The organism is Nocardia sp. NPDC055050 (assembly GCF_053608345.1).
Genome location: NZ_JBSGVG010000030.1, coordinates 30,682 through 47,044, shown reverse-complemented (window position 1 = coordinate 47,044; position 16,363 = coordinate 30,682). Strand labels below are relative to the sequence as shown.

Annotated in this window: 13 protein-coding genes; 10 read left to right on the top strand and 3 right to left on the bottom strand. The window is 63.4% G+C overall.

The annotated features are described in order from the left end of the window. Nucleotides 1-22 precede the first annotated feature (22 nt). From ACWGCN_RS26065 to ACWGCN_RS26055, 3 genes are all read right to left on the bottom strand, one after another. The gene (locus tag ACWGCN_RS26065) at nt 23-556 is read right to left on the bottom strand and encodes a flavin reductase family protein (protein WP_452457885.1); all 534 of its coding nucleotides are present in this window, start codon (nt 554-556) and stop codon (nt 23-25) included. Continuing rightward, a complete protein-coding gene (locus ACWGCN_RS26060; protein ID WP_452457884.1) occupies nt 553-2,031 on the bottom strand; it encodes a 4-hydroxyphenylacetate 3-hydroxylase family protein in 1,479 nt (492 codons plus the stop codon). The genes ACWGCN_RS26065 and ACWGCN_RS26060 overlap by 4 nt, the downstream gene beginning before the upstream one ends. A 556-nt stretch (nt 2,032-2,587) precedes the next feature. Further along, nucleotides 2,588-3,628, bottom strand: a complete 1,041-nt coding sequence (locus tag ACWGCN_RS26055; RefSeq protein ID WP_452457883.1) for an adenosine deaminase family protein — start codon at nt 3,626-3,628, stop codon at nt 2,588-2,590. Nucleotides 3,629-3,805: 177 nt separating this feature from the next. Here ACWGCN_RS26055 and ACWGCN_RS26050 point away from each other — a divergent pair, with 177 nt between their 5' ends. The 10 genes from ACWGCN_RS26050 to ACWGCN_RS26005 all read left to right on the top strand — a co-directional run bounded on the left by ACWGCN_RS26050 (nt 3,806) and on the right by ACWGCN_RS26005 (nt 16,355). Then, nucleotides 3,806-4,579, top strand: coding sequence for a FadR/GntR family transcriptional regulator (locus tag ACWGCN_RS26050; protein WP_452457882.1), 774 nt, complete (start codon nt 3,806-3,808; stop codon nt 4,577-4,579). A 686-nt stretch (nt 4,580-5,265) separates the two neighbouring features. Further along, nucleotides 5,266-5,844 carry a TetR/AcrR family transcriptional regulator gene (locus tag ACWGCN_RS26045; protein ID WP_452457881.1) on the top strand — a complete coding sequence of 193 codons (579 nt, stop codon included), beginning with the start codon at nt 5,266-5,268 and terminating at the stop codon, nt 5,842-5,844. A gap of 30 nt (nt 5,845-5,874) precedes the next feature. Continuing rightward, entirely contained in the window at nt 5,875-6,453 is a 579-nt protein-coding gene (locus ACWGCN_RS26040; RefSeq protein WP_452457880.1) for a PadR family transcriptional regulator, read from the top strand. An 82-nt stretch (nt 6,454-6,535) separates the two neighbouring features. Beyond that, nucleotides 6,536-7,402, top strand: coding sequence for a hypothetical protein (locus ACWGCN_RS26035; protein ID WP_452457879.1), 867 nt, complete (start codon nt 6,536-6,538; stop codon nt 7,400-7,402). Between the two features lie 448 nt (nt 7,403-7,850). Continuing rightward, nucleotides 7,851-9,404: a long-chain-fatty-acid--CoA ligase gene (locus ACWGCN_RS26030; protein WP_452457878.1), complete on the top strand. Its 1,554-nt coding sequence runs from the start codon at nt 7,851-7,853 to the stop codon at nt 9,402-9,404. Then, nucleotides 9,401-10,978, top strand: coding sequence for a GMC family oxidoreductase (locus ACWGCN_RS26025; RefSeq protein ID WP_452457877.1), 1,578 nt, complete (start codon nt 9,401-9,403; stop codon nt 10,976-10,978). Before ACWGCN_RS26030 ends, ACWGCN_RS26025 begins: the two co-directional genes overlap by 4 nt. A 490-nt stretch (nt 10,979-11,468) precedes the next feature. After that, the gene (locus tag ACWGCN_RS26020; protein WP_452457930.1) at nt 11,469-11,885 is read left to right on the top strand and encodes a nuclear transport factor 2 family protein; all 417 of its coding nucleotides are present in this window, start codon (nt 11,469-11,471) and stop codon (nt 11,883-11,885) included. Continuing rightward, nucleotides 11,882-13,372, top strand: a complete 1,491-nt coding sequence (locus ACWGCN_RS26015) for a phytoene desaturase family protein (RefSeq protein WP_452457876.1) — start codon at nt 11,882-11,884, stop codon at nt 13,370-13,372. The genes ACWGCN_RS26020 and ACWGCN_RS26015 overlap by 4 nt, the downstream gene beginning before the upstream one ends. Nucleotides 13,373-13,383: 11 nt before the next feature. After that, nucleotides 13,384-14,520 (top strand): FAD-binding oxidoreductase, encoded by a 1,137-nt coding sequence (locus ACWGCN_RS26010; protein WP_452457875.1) that lies wholly within the window; start codon nt 13,384-13,386, stop codon nt 14,518-14,520. Further along, nucleotides 14,517-16,355, top strand: a complete 1,839-nt coding sequence (locus ACWGCN_RS26005) for an acyl-CoA dehydrogenase (RefSeq protein WP_452457874.1) — start codon at nt 14,517-14,519, stop codon at nt 16,353-16,355. Before ACWGCN_RS26010 ends, ACWGCN_RS26005 begins: the two co-directional genes overlap by 4 nt. Nucleotides 16,356-16,363 lie beyond the last annotated feature (8 nt).

Here is a 16,363-nt window from a genome sequence, read left to right as displayed (position 1 = left end):
ACAGACACGAAAGCAATTCCTTTCAGAACCAGATGTCCAATTCGCTGTCGGGGTCGCTGAATCCGCCGAAGCGGCCGGAGTAGAACGCCAGGGGCTCGCCGATGCGGTGGCGGGCGTGATGCACCCGACCGAGCAGGATGGAGTGATCACCGGCTTCGATTTCGCGCTCGACCGAACATTCCAGGGTCGAAAGCGCACCCGGGACCACGGGCAATCCGGTGGTCCCGCGATGGATCTCAAGGCCGTCGAACTTGCCATCGCCAGGCTTGGCGAAGGTCGACGCGATCCGCTGTTGGCGCGAGCCGAGGATATTGACCGTGAAGGAGCCACTGGTGCGGACCGCCCGCGCCACTCGACTGGCGGTGGCCAGGCTGACCAGCACGAGAGGAGGCTGCAGCGAAACCCATGTCAGAGAGTTGATCGTTGCGCCGTGTGGCTCCCCGCCGGTCTCGGTCAGCACAAGCGCGACGCCGGTGGTGAATCGGCCCATCGCCCGGCGCAGATCACTGGCGTCCACGTCCGGTAGTGCTCGCTCGTCGCCGACTGTGGTGGTCACGAGTGCACCGCCGCTGCGGGTACGATCGGCGTGTCGAGGTCGTACTGACTCAGGAAGTCGTCGACCCGCTTGATTGCCGCAGCGTAGTCGTACTGCTGGTAGGCCCACATCTTGGTCAGGAACGGCGCCCCGTTGTAGAACATCTCGTACTGCTGATGGCGGCCGGCGAACTCGGACCCGACCGCATCCCAGGCCAGCTTGAACAGTTTGATCCGTTCCTCGGCGCTCACACCGGGCGACACGATGTACTTGTCGATGTCGGGACGGGTGATGCTGCTGTGCATGTCAGCCGTTCCGGAAGGAACCTGCAGTACCCCACCCCCGCAGAGGTCACGAATGATCGCGATGACGCGGGGGTAGAGGTCGGCTTGGCGGGCGACCTGTCCGTAGACGGCAGGTCGGCTAGGCACTGCGAAGCCGTCTGCGTCGATGACGGCGTCGTACTCGGCGGCATGCAGACTCGCGGTGACCGAGGCCGCCAAGCTGGCCAGTTCTCCCAGCTTCTCCACAACACCGGGGAATTTGTCGACCTTGTTCATCGACGCGATGGAGTGGGCGATGCCCAACAGAAAGTCCAGCTTGACCGACAGGCGGGCCTGCGCCTGCCAGTTGGCGAACACGTGGGCACCCGACTGGTGGAAGCTGCGGTTGAGCACGTCAGGATCGCGGTCGACGAATACCCGGTCCCACGGGACGAATACGTTGTCGAAGATGGCGAAGGCGTCGGTCTCATCGAACCGGGCGGTCAGCGGATAGTCGTAGACGCTGGTGGCGGAGGGTGCATAGGGTCGGCGCTCGAGTAGCTTGAGTCCGGCAGCCGCCATGGGAATAGCGAAGCTGACCGCGAAGTCCTTGTCCTCGGGCTTCAACGGCTTGATGCACGATACGAAGAGCTCGTCGGCTACGGCGCCGGACGTGGCCAGCATCGCCGACCCGCGCACGATGATGCCCTTCTCGTCCGATGAGACGACTCCGAGCTGCAGGAAGTCCTCACCCCAGCCACTGGCGATGGTATCGCGGGAAACCTGAGGGGGAATGATCACGTAAGCCACGAACAACGAGCGGTCGAGTACACGCTGGTAGAAGCGTGCGATGTTATCGCCGAACTGTGTGCCCTGTTCGTCGAAAATCGAGCGATGGGCCGCCATGGCCGCGATCGTCGAGGGAACGTGATCGGGACTGCGACCAACGAAGCCGTTGGTCAAGCCAGCCCATTTGATGTGCGCTTCGCGGCGGGTCCGCAAATCATCGACCGACCTCGGTGTCATGTATGCCCGGTTGGCCTCCCGGCCCGTTTCCGGCGCCACGTAGATCATCTCGTTCGCAGGATCGGCCGCAAAGTCGTACATCTTCGCGACCGTCCGCGCGATCGGCGCTGTCGCTGGATGATCGACAACGCTGTCGATCGGTTCACCATCGATCAGCACACATCGGCCGTCGTCAAGACTGGCCAGGTATTCTGCTCCGCTTCGCATTGGGTGCACTCTTCCTTTCGAAATGACGCACTGTGGCGGATGTTTCCGCACCGTGCAGGAAAACACAACAGTACATTGCGTAAGATTCTTACGCATATAGTTTGGCGAAATTTCTTCGGCATCTACGATTGCACGCTGACCACGCCGCTCAGGCGGATCAGCCAGCACGCACAATCGCACCGAAGTACGAGAATTCTCGGCACACACCGAACGCACGAGGCGGAGATCTCGGCCGCCTTCGGATATGTCGATACGTCGAGGATGACGGGAGACCGATTCGGCGCGCCCCGTCGCACCAAATCGAACTGCGCGGGATTTTCCGATGCGAGTGACGGGCGGAGCGGAGCTTTACGAGAGCAGAGGACACACAGGTGACAACGCCTGCGAGCTCGCTTCGAATCGGTCGACCGCCGGCGGCTGGCGACCACTCCCGGTTCCGCGCGGCAGCACCCTACCAATCACAATCTCCGCCGATCCGATCCCGGAGCAATTCGACCGAGCCAGCAGCCCTCACGCCATTCCGGCAGATGAGAAAAATCCCGTGGGCACCGTCCGGCTAATCGGCAACCAAATTCTTCGCAAGGGCGCCGAATGCCTCGTCGACTTTCGACAAGGCCGCGCTCTTCTCCGCCGGGGAAAGCCACGATGCGTGGAACGACTCCTCAACAACGGTGCGGGCTTCCGATACTCCCCATCCGAACTCATCGAAAATCCGGTTATAGGAGTCGCTCACGGATACGCCGAACATCGTGGGATTGTCGGAGTTGATCGTCAGCCTCAGGCCGGCGTCGGCCATCGCATGGATCGAGTCCCAGCGTCGCTGCCGACGGCTCTCGGCCGAGGTGAAGGCCACCACAGCGAAAGACGCTTCGTCGGCTGCCGCCTGGCGCAGCGCGATGGGGTCGTGCACGAGGTTGTTGCCATGGTCATAGCGCTCGCAATGCAGCAGGTCGCGGCTGATCGCGTAATGAGATGCCGGGGCCAGTGCCAGTGGCTGATTGTCTTCACACACATGATTGGTGCGGTGCAGCCCCTCGCGGTACGCGAGCTCGAACGCATCGGTGAACAACTGCGGCGGTCCGGCACCTTCCGGTCCGGAGAGCCCGATCCCGGCCAGCAACTCGTCTTCGTAAGCCAGGGTCTGGCGCACGATGTCGACGGCATCCTCGCCGGAACTGAGCTGGCGGTCGACTGCGACGATCACGCGCGAGGTGACCCCCAAATCTTCCTTGGCCGCCCGCAATCCGGCTGTGATTCCATCCATCACGACCTTGAACGGCACGCCCTGCGACATGTGGTACTGCACCTCGAGATACAACTCACGGTGAACCACGTTTGCGTCAGCCAGACCATCGGCCATGGCCTCGTAGGCAGCCTGAGCGAAATCCTCCTCAGTACGAAAGACTTGCGTGGCCACGCGAATCATGTCGATGAGCTCTTCGAAGTTGGTAAAGCTGTAGGCCTGCTCCAACGACGGTGGCAGCACGAACCCGTTCCGGCGCGCCAGCTCGACGAGCGTGCTGTGGCGCACCGTGCCCGAAAAATGACAATGCAGCTCTGCTTTGGGGACCTCCCGAAGGAACTGATCGAAGTGCACGCTGTGACCTGCCTCTCTGACTGCTGCTCGTTTCCTCGATCCTAAGGGCATACACACATGATGTCTACAGCTACAGACATATGATGTCTTTGACCGGTAGTCAACAGCTGCGGCGCTGCGGCGTCGAGATGTGGACACGTGTGATGTCTTACGTGGCCGGGCTGGCACAATCGCCTTATGAATGCTTCAGATCGAGCAGCGCCTCGTACGTCGGCCGCGCGCGGGTCGCTCGTCGAACGTGTCACCAGCGAACTGATGCAGATGATCACCACCCAGCTCGGTCCTGGCGACCGTATTCCGTCGGTCGAGGCGCTGGCTTCCCGATACGGCGTGAGCCGGACGGTGGTGCGCGAGTCCGCTGCTCGACTGTCGGCGCGTGGCGTTCTCGAGATTCGCCACGGTGATGGCACCTACGTCGCCGAGCCGGACGCCTCGGCCGCATCGACGTTGTTCGCGGATTTGATCCGGATGACTCGACACGATGTTCGTTCGGTCTTCATCGATGTCATGGAGTTCCGTGCAGCGATCGAACCGGAAGCTGCGCGGCTTGCTGCGATGCGCGCGACGCCGGAGGACATCGCGCGGATGATGGATATCCACGCCCGCGGTGGGCACGCTGCGGCTACCGACGACCGAGATGCGCTTGCAGCCACGGATGTAGAGCTCCACGACATCATCTACGAAGCGTCACACAACTTGATCATCCAGCAGCTCATGACGGTCATGCGGCCACTGCTCAACGAACAGCGAACGCGTTACCCCTACCTGCACAGTTTGACCGATCGCAAAGATCACGACGATATCGTGCACGCCATCCTCGGCCGGGATCCCCAGGCCGCCGAAACAGCTGCTCGTTCCCACGTCGCTCATTTACGTAGCCACCTCACTGCCGCGATGTACGGGCAATCCTCCTATCCACGAGCAGACCCAGGCGAGTCGAGCCCAGACTGACACGGGTTCGCGGAACCGCGTCAACCTGCCGCCCGTTCGGACACATTGCTCGGTCGACTTTCGAGACAGGAAGCCCGGACCGCTGACAAGCGTTCTCCCCCACTCGCATACACCATCTGCTCGACCACACCGAAAGCGCGGCGCTCCCCCCACCTGCCAACTGCTGCGTACGCGACGACACCGCCCGCAACCCCCGCAGATGGCGAGGGCGGGCCGGCCCGCGTGGCCGTCCACCCGGCGCGGCTCCGAAAGCTCGCACAGATGAGCTGTTGTCCCCCCACGTGCCGATACAAGCCGCCCTGGCAGTCGACCACTCGTGCGTCGCGACCCGTACGACCCGTGATGCGTCCGCGACCTGGCTATTCGTTGCCAGGCATCACCGGCAGACGACGAAGGGCGCAGGCGGCCGTCCTGGATGAAAGGCGTGTTCGAAGCGACGCCACCGCAGCAGTGCCCGCCGAGCAGACGGCTCGCCACCCGAGCCATTGAAACCGGACAACAACACTACTATTGTATTATTTGAGTAATTGCCTCTGCGCAAGGAAGCTCGACTGCATTCCGGCATGTCAGACCGACCGCCGAGAGCCGGCGCTGCGGACCTGACCAGCGATGTCGGCAGCAGCACGCAGACGCGGGTGACCATCTGGATCCCAGAGAGTAGGTGACACAGCGTGCCAAGAACGCGAATGGATGCGACCGAACGCAGGGAACAGGTACTGGTCGCCGCCGTCTGCGCGTTCGCCGAGACCGGCTACGCAGCAGCCAGATCCGGCGACATCGCCGGCCGCGCTGGGGTATCGCAGACCTACGTCTTTCGACTGTTCGGCAGCAAGAAGCAACTATTTCTCGCTGCTGTCTGCCGCGCGTGTGACCGTCTCGAAGTCGGCTTCGTGGCACGATCCCAGGCCACTCCAGATGCTGGTGCCAACTCGAGACTCGACGCCGTCACCGAGGCTTGTCGGGCGCTGTGTTGCAACGAGCCCGAGCTGCTTCTGGTTCTGCTGCATGGTCTGTCCGCCAGCGGCGATCCAGTCATCGGCGACGCACTGAGGTCCAGAGTCGGCCGAGTATATGAGCTGTTCCGGGAAGTGACCGGCGCTGACGTGTCGCAAGCGCGAACCTTCATGTCCACCGGAGCACTTCTGTCGATTATGGCCGCCATGCGAGTGATCGAGCCCAACGCAGTCACCACCGCATGGGCGAAAGAGATCATGACCAGCCTCGAATCCGAACCGGCCGTGTCACGGGTAAGGTCAACAATTTGAATATTACTCATTACTGATAAACTGAAGGGTATGTCTCTCCGAAACGCGGTTCTCGCTGCACTGCTCGAAGGCGAAGCGTCCGGGTATGACCTGGCCAAGAGCTTCGACGCGTCGGTCGCGAATTTCTGGACGACAACCCCGCAACAGCTCTACCGAGAGCTCGAGCGTATGGACGAGGCGGGCCTGATCCAGGCCCGCCTCGTCGAGCAGGAGCGCCGACCCAACAAACGCATGTACTCCCTCACCGAGGCGGGAGTGCAGGCGCTGGTCGAGTTCACCACCGAGTGCGCGAAACCGCCCGCAATTCGCGAGGAACTACTCGTCATGGTGCAGGCTGTGGATGTAGGCGACGTCGCTGCCATCCGCTCATCCGTTGCCGAGCGGCGCGAATGGGCGCAGGCCAAGCTCTCCCGCTACGAGCGACTTCGGGCTCGGCTACTGGACGGCACCGACGAACATGCCTACTTCGACGAAGCCGAGCGAATCGGCCCGTATCTGACATTGCTTCGCGGGATCGCGTTCGAGCAGGAGAACCTACGCTGGGCCGAGCTGACACTCGGAGTAATCGACCGGCGCGCCGCTGCCGTCCCCGTACGCGCAGCGAATTGATCGACTGCGACAGTCCGCTCCGATTCACCCAAACCACCGACATGTCGCCTCAGTCCATGCCTCGTGGTGACACAATGCTTGCATGCCGACCTCCCCTGCCAGCATGTATGCGGCACAGAAGGTGGCTGGCGTCCGCGATGATCCGCAGGGACGTCTCGATTCACTCCGCCGCCTCTACGAAGAAGACGACAGCCACTCGCCGCGGTTGCCGTTCCGACGCGCCGCGTCTGCATTCATGCAATGGCAGCTACGACGCGGTCTGCTCCACCCCGCGTCAGGACCGCGACCCGGCAGCCCTTGGTGGCGGGCGGTCAACGAGCAGCTGCTGCGCGACGGCTGGGAAGCTCGAGCGATCGCGCGAGGAATGGCCGGAACTCCGTCGTCGCCGAGCGTGCAACTGTCACTGCAGTTCATCACGAAGCCGACAGCACAAAACTGGTATCGCGCTCACAACGGAAGCATTGTCGCCGCGTACTTGTCGAACATCGACCTCGCCGCCCAGGAGAGCCGAACCGAGCGGTTCTTCATGAATCTGGTCCTCCTGCGAGTTCTGTACGCGCACGCCCTGGTGTCGGCACCGCGACTTGCGCTGGGTTGGCTCGCCCCGGTGGCACCTGCCTTGGGCGATCCCAGACTCGGGATGACGGGGGTGTTCTTGTCGATCTCACGCATCCTGCCTCATCGCTACCCGCTCGGAGACGATGTCGAAACCTACATCGCGGACGAGCACGGGTTCGGACGACTGCTCGACATCGGCGTGATCGCTCCGCGTCTTCGGCCACTCTACGAGTGGTCAGCGATCGAGCTGGGCCGGCCCGACGTTCACCTGTTGCTGCGCGGTGCCGTTCCCACATATGCGTGGCCGGTCGACGACGCGACACCGTGGCGCCCACCCCCGTCGTACCCCGCTCGCCTAGCGCGCCGGATCGTTCCACCCACGCTGACGTGACTTCCCGAGCCGCGTCACTTCCATCGCCGTAGTTCGCGCTCGCCGACGCCGTAGAACCTCGGCACAATGATCCCCGATCGATCCTCATCGGTGCCGAACACGCAGATACAACCCCCTCACCCTCTCCGGATACTGGTGCCGCGTGCCTGCACCACCGCCTCCCAGTCGCGATATCCCGACGGCGAGCCTCCTCGGCATACTCCCAGCGATACCGCCCGCCTGCCGCGAGCTGAATCAACCTGACCTGCGGGACCACATAGGTACAGGAACAGCAAAAGCGGATTTGAGTACTACTAACTTTTGCACCCAGAAAACCATGGACAGGTGGTGATCCATGTCATATGCTCGCAGTTGCACCTATTAACTGAATTGACTATGGGAGTCATGATGTTCGAACACCGCCCACCTCCCCCTCGACACTGCGCCGATCACGGACGGGGCGCGTGACGTGCTCAACCTCTCCGTGCTGCTAGAAGACGCCGCTCGCAATCACCCCGACCGCGAAGCCTTGGTTGTTGGGGACACTCGGCTGACCTACGCGACAGTCGATGCGGCCGCCAACCAGGTCGCCGAACTCCTTGTGGAGCACGGGATCGGGATCGGCGACAAAGTCGCGCTGTCGTGTCCCAACGTGCCGTGGTTCCCGATCGTGTACTACGGCATCCTCAAGGCAGGCGGTGTTGTCGTACCGCTGAACGTGCTGCTCAAAGCCCGCGAGATCGGCTACCACCTCAACGACAGTGACGCCGTAGCCTACTTCTGCTTCGAGGGAACCCCAGAACTTCCGATGTCAGCCGAAGGGCGGGCGGGATTCGACCAAGCCGATAGCTGCCGCGACTTCTTCGTCATTACCGCCGACCCCACCACACCCTCCCCATTCGAGGGAGTCGCGACCTTGGCCCAAGCCCTGTCCGGGCGCTCTCCCGCTTTCGACAGCGTGCCGACCGAGTCCACCGATACCGCGGTCATCCTCTACACCTCTGGTACGACCGGACAGCCCAAGGGCGCCGAGCTCACACACGGCAATCTGGTCCTCAACGCCCTGAGCGCTCAACGGCTGATCTGCGATGAGAACAGCGTTGAGGTCCACTTGGTGGCTCTGCCGCTGTTTCATTCATTCGGACAGACATTGCAACTGCACACCGCGTTCGCCTCAGCCGGGACTGTCGTTCTGATGCCCCGATTCGATCCGGCCCGGGCACTGCAGATCATGCGAGCCGAATCCGTCACCCATTTCGCCGGAGTGCCGACCATGTATCACGGTTTACTCGGCACTCTCTCCAATGCCGACGACGCCGACCAACTCACCGCCAGCCTGAGATTCGCGCTGTCCGGCGGCGCCGCAATGCCGGTCGATCTGCTGAATCGAGTCACCGAGCGGCTCGGCGTGCGCGTCCTGGAGGGCTACGGACTGTCTGAGACCTCCCCCGCGGTCTGCTTCACGCCGATCAACGGGCAGAACCGCCCCGGATCGATCGGCAAGCCGATCTGGGGAGTTCAGATGAAACTGATCGACCCCGCGTGGAACGAGATACCCGACGATCCCGACTCGATCGGCGAGATCGCTATCAAGGGCCACCCGATCATGAAGGGGTACTACAACCGGCCCGAAGCCAGCACGGCGTCCCTGCACGACGGCTGGTTCCGTACCGGTGACCTTGCCCGCCGCGACACCGACGGCTACTACTTCATCGTCGACCGGGCCAAGGAAGTCATCATTCGCGGCGGTTACAACGTCTACCCCCGAGAAATCGAAGAGGTAATCATCACTCATCCGGCTGTCTCGCTGGTCGCGGTGATCGGCGTCGAGCACCCTTCCCTCGGCGAGGAAGTCAAAGCAGTGGTGCTCAAGACCGTCGGTGACCCGACCACCGAAGACGAGCTGATCGCCTGGGGCAAAGAGCAATTCGCCGCGTACAAGTATCCTCGAATCGTCGAGTTCCGTGAAACGCTGCCGATGACCTCGACTGGCAAGATTCTCAAGCGGGAGCTGGGCCGATGAGCTCCGAGACAGACGCTGCCGACAACGTTGCCGACTATGTGATCGTGGGCGCCGGCTCAGCAGGCGCCGCGGTCGCGGGTCGAGTGAGCGCGGCTGGGCACTCTGTTGTGCTCCTCGAAGCCGGGCCTGCCGACCGCAAGACCGCGATCCGTATCCCGGCGGCCTTCCCGCAGCTGTTCCGGACCGAGGTGGACTGGGACTACACGACACAACCCCAGAAGGGACTCGGTGGTCGTAGCGTCTATTGGCCCCGCGGCAAAACCCTCGGTGGCAGCTCGTCGATGAATGCCATGATGTGGGTGCCAGGATTTCCTGCCGACTACGACGAGTGGGCCTCGATCGCGGGACCGGATTGGTCCTTCGCGGCCGTCTCGAAGTACCTGGACAAAATCACCAGTCGTTCTTCGGGTCTGGGTATCCACATCGAAGAGCTCCGGTCACCGAACCCGTACACGGCACAGTTCCTCGACGCAGCCCAACAACTGGGCTATTCCACCAGTGACGCAGCCGACTCGATGTTCACCGGATTCGCGCCGACTACGGTAACCCAGTCGCGCGGCGCGCGCTTCAGCACCGCGGACGGCTATCTGCGACCCGCTCAGATCCGACGCAATCTCGAGATCGTCACCGGCGCACGAGCGAACAGGGTCATCTTCGATGGCCAGCGCGCGATCGGCGTGGAATACAGCGCGCAAGGCTCGATCCGTCGAGCGATCGCGCGCCGCGAGGTCGTCATCAGCGCCGGCGCTGTCAACACGCCCCAGCTGCTGATGCTGTCGGGCATCGGCGACCCCGTCGAGTTGCGCAGCCTGGGAATCGACGTCGTTGCCGCCGCTGCCGCCGTGGGAACCAACCTGGTCGACCACCTCGTGACCGGCCTGGCCGTCGAGTCGGAGGCGCCGACGCTGTTCTCGGCAGGTCGGGCTCGCCATATCGCCCAGTACCTCACCCGCCGACGCGGTCCACTGACATCCAACGTCGTCGAAGCACGTGGGTTCGTCCACAGCAATGCCGACCTACAATTGCCCGATCTCGAGATCGTGTTCTTGCCGGTTCCGTTCATCGACGAGGGGCTGACCGAGCCCGACCGCCATGGATTCACCGTCGGCACGGTGCTCCTGCGCCCGCAGAGCAGCGGAACAGTCCGACTGGCCTCCAAAGATCCGGCGGCCAAGCCGATCATCGATCCCGGCTACCTCAGCGACCCGGACGGCGCTGACGACACAGCCTTCCGCGCTGGGGTTGACATCTGTCGACGATTCATCGAGACCATGACCCGAGCGGGCCACTGCAACGGCCGCTACATTCGCCCGGTCGCCGGCCACCGACTAACCCCTGATGCGCTGGTCACCGCAGCAGTCGAAGATATCGCACAGACGATCTATCACCCGGTCGGCACCGCACGGATGGGCTCCGACGAAACCTCCGTGGTGGACCCTCAGCTGCGAGTGCGAGGGGTCCACGGGTTGCGCATCGCAGACACCTCGATCATGCCGACCATCATCCGAGGTCACACCCACGCGCCAGCCGTGGTCGTCGGCGAGCGCTGCGCGGATCTTCTTCTCACATCCTGAACCCCGCACGCGGATGGTCTGCACGAGCCTCTCCCGACCATCCGTGTTCCGGGCAGACACCGACCCGGTGCAAAATCTCGTGACCACCGGACCGACCAAGGCACCACTACCACTATGTGCGCAGCGATTCGCCGACCGGTAGGCGCCGCCACACGCGCGCTAATCGACACGCGCGATCCGCTCGCAGTCAGATCGACCCGACCCTGCTCCCCGAACAAGGTCCAGGGAGCAAACACCGAGATCCTTACAGGTCGGCCCACTGATCGGGCACGGACCACCTAGACATCGCTGCTGGTCATACCATCCGCGGCTGGCCCCTCCCCTGTGGTCGGCAACGCTCACCTCAAACGTTCACGACCAGGGCTCGCACTCAAGACCAGAACAACTTCGATAGAAACAAACACGACTATTAACTTTGTTGACTACTAACATGTCGCGCGCTAGAGTTCGAAGCGTCAACATGCTCAACAAATTGACTATATGAGGTGTGATGCATCCGTTCCGCATGGCTGTCGAAGCCAAAGACCCCGACGCACTCGAGAAGCTGCTCGCCGACGACGTGGTCTTCAGTAGCCCCGTGGTCTTCAAGCCGTACCCGGGCAAGGCGATCACGATCGCGTTTCTGCGCGCCGTGCTGAGAGTGTTCGAGGACTTCCACTACGTCCGCGAGTTCGATGACGTCGGCGGACGCGACCACGCGTTCGTCTTCGAGGCCAACGTCGGCGGCAAGAAGGTCACCGGCTGCGACTTCCTGCACTTCGATGAAGACGGAAAGATCGACGACTTCACGGTGATGGTGCGCCCGCTCTCGGCGGCCTTGGCCCTCAAAGACGCGATGGGAGCGCAGATCCCGAGGATCGAAGCTGAGGCCACAGCCCAGATCGCTGCAGAAGCGGGCACGGCGTGAACGACTACGACGCCATCGTCATCGGCGCCGGCAACGCGGGCCTGACCGCTGCGGCGACTTTGCAGCGCTCCGGTGCACGGACACTACTGATCGAACGTCACAACGTGCCCGGCGGCTGCGGGACCTCGTTTCGCCGAGGGCGCTTCGAGTTCGAGGTCGCGCTGCACCAACTCTCCGGAGTCGGCGTCGAAGGCCAGCCGATGACCCTGCGCAACAAGTTGTTCGAACAGCTCGGCATCGCCGACAAACTGGACTTCGTCGCTGAAGACGACCTCTACCGGGCCGTCATCCCGGGCCAGGTCGATCTCGTCCTTCCTGCGGACTGGGACGGTGCGATCGACGCCGTCGAAGCCTCGTTTCCCGGCAATGCGGCCCGAACCCGCGAATTCTTCGACCTCGTCAAGAAGATCACGTTCTGGCAGGTCGCGGCGATGCGCGGGATGCCGGTCGACCAGCTCGATCCGATGCTGTTCAAGTACGGTCTGCGCACCGTGCAGCAGGTACTCGACGAGTTTTTCGATGACGACCGTCTCAAGTACGCGCTCGGCATCTACTGGACCTATCTCGGCCAGCCGCCGTCGAACTTGGCATTCCAGGACCTGGCGATCACCTTGTTCGCCTACTTCGAATACAAGCCGTTCCACGTGCGCGGCGGGTCACAGGCGATGTCGACAGCGATCCTGGACTCTTTCCTGCAAGCCGGGGGCGATGTCCGATTCAACACCGAGGTCCGCTCGATCCTCACCGAGGACGGCCGGGTGCTCGGCGTCCACCTCGACGACGGCACCGACGTCATCGCGCCCGATGTCGTGTCCAACGCCTCCCTTCCGATCACTTACGGCATGCTCGACGGCGTCGACGTGCCTGCCGAGATCAGTTCCGATCTCGCGACCCGACGTATCGGCGTATCCGGATTCGTGCTGCACATGGGCCTGGACGCCAGTCCCGCCGAACTGGGCTTCACCACCAGCACCAGCTTCATCAGCGCCGACGCCGACGCCGACCGCGCCTACGCCTCGAGTAAATCACTCAGTGCACCAGCTCGGTTCGTGTGCGTCTCCGCCTACGATGTCGCGCCGATCGGCTTCTCCCCCACCGGCGCCACGCACATCAGCTTGATGACGCTGCAGTACGCCGACCCCTGGTACAAGGTGGCCCCGGAAGATTACGCGCGCACCAAATTCGCCTATGCCGAGTCCTTGATCGACATGTGCGAGACCCTCACCCCCGGTCTGCGCGATGCAATCGAAGAAGTCGACGTCGCCACACCGTTGACCATGATGCGCTACCTCGGGCACCCAGGCGGCGCGATCTATGGCTACGACCAGGAGATCGCTGAAGGCTGGCTGTTCCGCAACAGCGAACGCGAAACCCACCTTCCCGGACTACATCTGGCCGGATCGTGGGCCGGAGTCGGCGGGTTCCAACCCACCCTCGAAGCCGGCGCCCGCGTGGCCCGCCGATTGCTGCGCCGCAAAGCCGCCTGAAGGAGCACCTTGTGAAACACCCTCTCGCCGAGCGATTCGACGGTGGCGCCGATGTCGTCGCCCGTATCGAAACCCGCATCCCCGACACCGAAGACCACCACGCCCTGACTCGGTCCACCATCGACACCTACCACCCCAAGCGACTGCACCTGGTTGTCACCGCGATCACCGAGGAAACCCCGAGCACAAGAACTTTCCGGCTCGAGGGACGCGACGCCCTCACCTTGCCGCCGTTCCTGGCCGGGCAGTACATCAACGTGTTCGTCGGCAACACCAGCCGCCCCTACGCCATCTCCTCGAGTCCGGCCCGTCGCGACTACTACGACCTGACCGTGCGCCGCGTACCCGGCGGACGAATCAGCAATCTACTCATCGACACCGCCCGAGTCGGCGACCAGCTCACCACCACCGCGCCGATGGGCACCTTCCACCACAACCCGCTCTTCCACGGCCGCGACGTCATCTTCCTCGCAGGCGGGTCCGGTGTGGCACCGGCAATGAGCATGATCCGCGAGATCACCGACCGCGGTCTCGAACGGACCTTCCACCTCATCTACGGATCACGTGATGGCTCCGACATCATCTTCCGCGCGGAACTCGACGCGATCGCTGCCGCGCAGCCCACCATCACAGTCGACCATGTCATCGCCGAGCCCGACGCAGACTGGACCGGTGCCACCGGCTTCCTGACTGCCGATACGATCTCGGCACTGGCGGGCGAGCTCGACCGCCGCATGGTCTATGTCTGCGGCCCACAGGCGCTCTACCCCTATGCACTCGACCAATTGACCGCGCTCGGCCAGCCCCGCAAGCGGATAAGGTTCGAAGCCAACGGCGCGCCCGCCGATCCCACCGCGCAAACCGGCTGGCCGGCCGGGGCTGACCCCACCGAGGAGGTCAGCGTCACCGTCGGCGCACAGGTATTCCGGACGCCACGCAATCGGCCGCTGCTGGATGCATTGGAGGACAACGGGATCCGCCCCGAAGCGGCCTGCAGGTCGGGTGAGTGCAGCCTGTGCCGCGTGCGGATCTGCAAAGGCAAGGTGTACACCGCGGACGAGGCCAAACTGCGGTTGTCCGACACTGCCTCCGGCTACACCCATTCCTGCGTGGCCTACCCGATCACCGATGTCGAGCTTGAGCTGTGACCACACACGACGGCCACTATCGCAGCAATCTGCGCGATCTGCGGTTCAACCTCTTCGAGGCACTCGACCTCGAAAAGGTCTTGGGCCACGACCGATTCGCCGACCTCGACACCGGCACGGTCGAGGCGATGATGCGCCAGATGCGCGACCTCGCGCAAGGGCCGCTGGGTGCTTCTTTCGCTGACGCGGACCGCAACCCACCTCGCTTCGACCCCGAAACCCATACGGTCGCCTTGCCCGAGTCGTTCAAGCGCAGCTACCGCGCGCTCCAGGATCTCGGCTGGGAAAAATTCGGTGTCCCCGAGGAAGTGGGTGGCACCGTCATCCCTCGGGCACTGTACTGGGCACTGGGTGAGATGGTTCTCGGGTCCCAGCCCGCGGCGTTCATTCTCGCGCTCGGCACCGCCGGGGCCACGCTGTTCCACGGTGGCGATGCCGACCAGCAGCAACGAACCCGAACGGCAGCAGTACAGGGCTGGGGCGGAACCATGGTGCTCACCGAACCTGATGCCGGCTCCGATGTCGGTGCCGCACGGACCCGAGCCATACCGCAGCAGGACGGAACCTGGCACCTGGAAGGTGTCAAACGGTTCATCAGTGCCGCCGACTCCGACGACTTGTTCGACAACATCGTCCACCTGGTTCTCGCGCGCGCCGAGGGCTCGGGCCCGGGCACCAAGGGGCTGTCGCTGTTCTTCGTTCCGAAGTTCCATTTCGATCTGGAGACCGGCGAACTCGGTGACCGCAACGGAGTCTTCGCCACCGGCCTCGAACACAAGATGGGCTTGAAAGCCTCGGCGACCTGCGAGCTCACCTTCGGCGGTCACGGGATACCCGCCACTGGCTGGCTGATCGGCAACCGAGACGACGGCATCGCCCAAATGTTCCGGATCATCGAGAACGCACGAATGATGGTGGGCACCAAGGCGATCGCTACGTTGTCGACCGGCTATCTGCACGCGCTCGACTACGCCCGAGGCCGAGTGCAAGGTCCCGACCTGACTCGCAAAGACGACCCCACTTCTCCCCGGGTACGGATCATCGACCATCCGGACGTGCGTCGCTCACTGATGCTGCAGAAGGCCTACACCGAGGGTTTGCGCTCTGTCTACCTGTACACCGCCGCGCACCAGGACCCCGAACTCGCGCAGCATGTTTCGGGGGCCGACCCGGCGATGGCCGCGCGGGTCAACGATCTGTTGCTACCGATCGTCAAGGGTGTCGGTTCCGAACGCGCCTACCAGTACCTCTCAGAGTCACTACAGGTCTTCGGTGGCTCCGGCTACCTACAGGATTACCCGCTCGAACAGTATGTACGCGACGCGAAGATCGACTCGCTCTACGAAGGCACCACCGCCATCCAGGCGCAGGACTTCTTCTTCCGAAAGATCTTGCGCGACAACGGTGTCGCTCTGTCGCATCTCGCCGTTCAGATCGAGGAATTCATCGCCGCGGGACCGGGTCGGTTCACCGCCGAGCGGGCCCAGCTCGCGGCCGCACTGGCCACCGTGAACGCGATGACGGCAAGCCTGACCGGCCATGCCATGGCCGCCCGGCAGAAACCCGAAGAACTGTACAAGGTCGGACTCGGATCGGTGCGTTATCTGCTTGCCGTCGGCGATCTCCTCATCGGCTGGCAACTTCTGCGCCACGCCGACATCGCGGCGGCAGCCCTGGACCACGGTCGAACGCCCGAGGACGAGACCTTCTACCAGGGAAAAATCGCAGTGGCCCAGTACTTCACCCGCAACGTCCTGCCCACGCTGTCCGCGACACGGGTGGTGCTGTCGAACCTGGACAACGACGTCATGGAGCTCGACGAAGCCGCCCTCTGAGCGGCGGA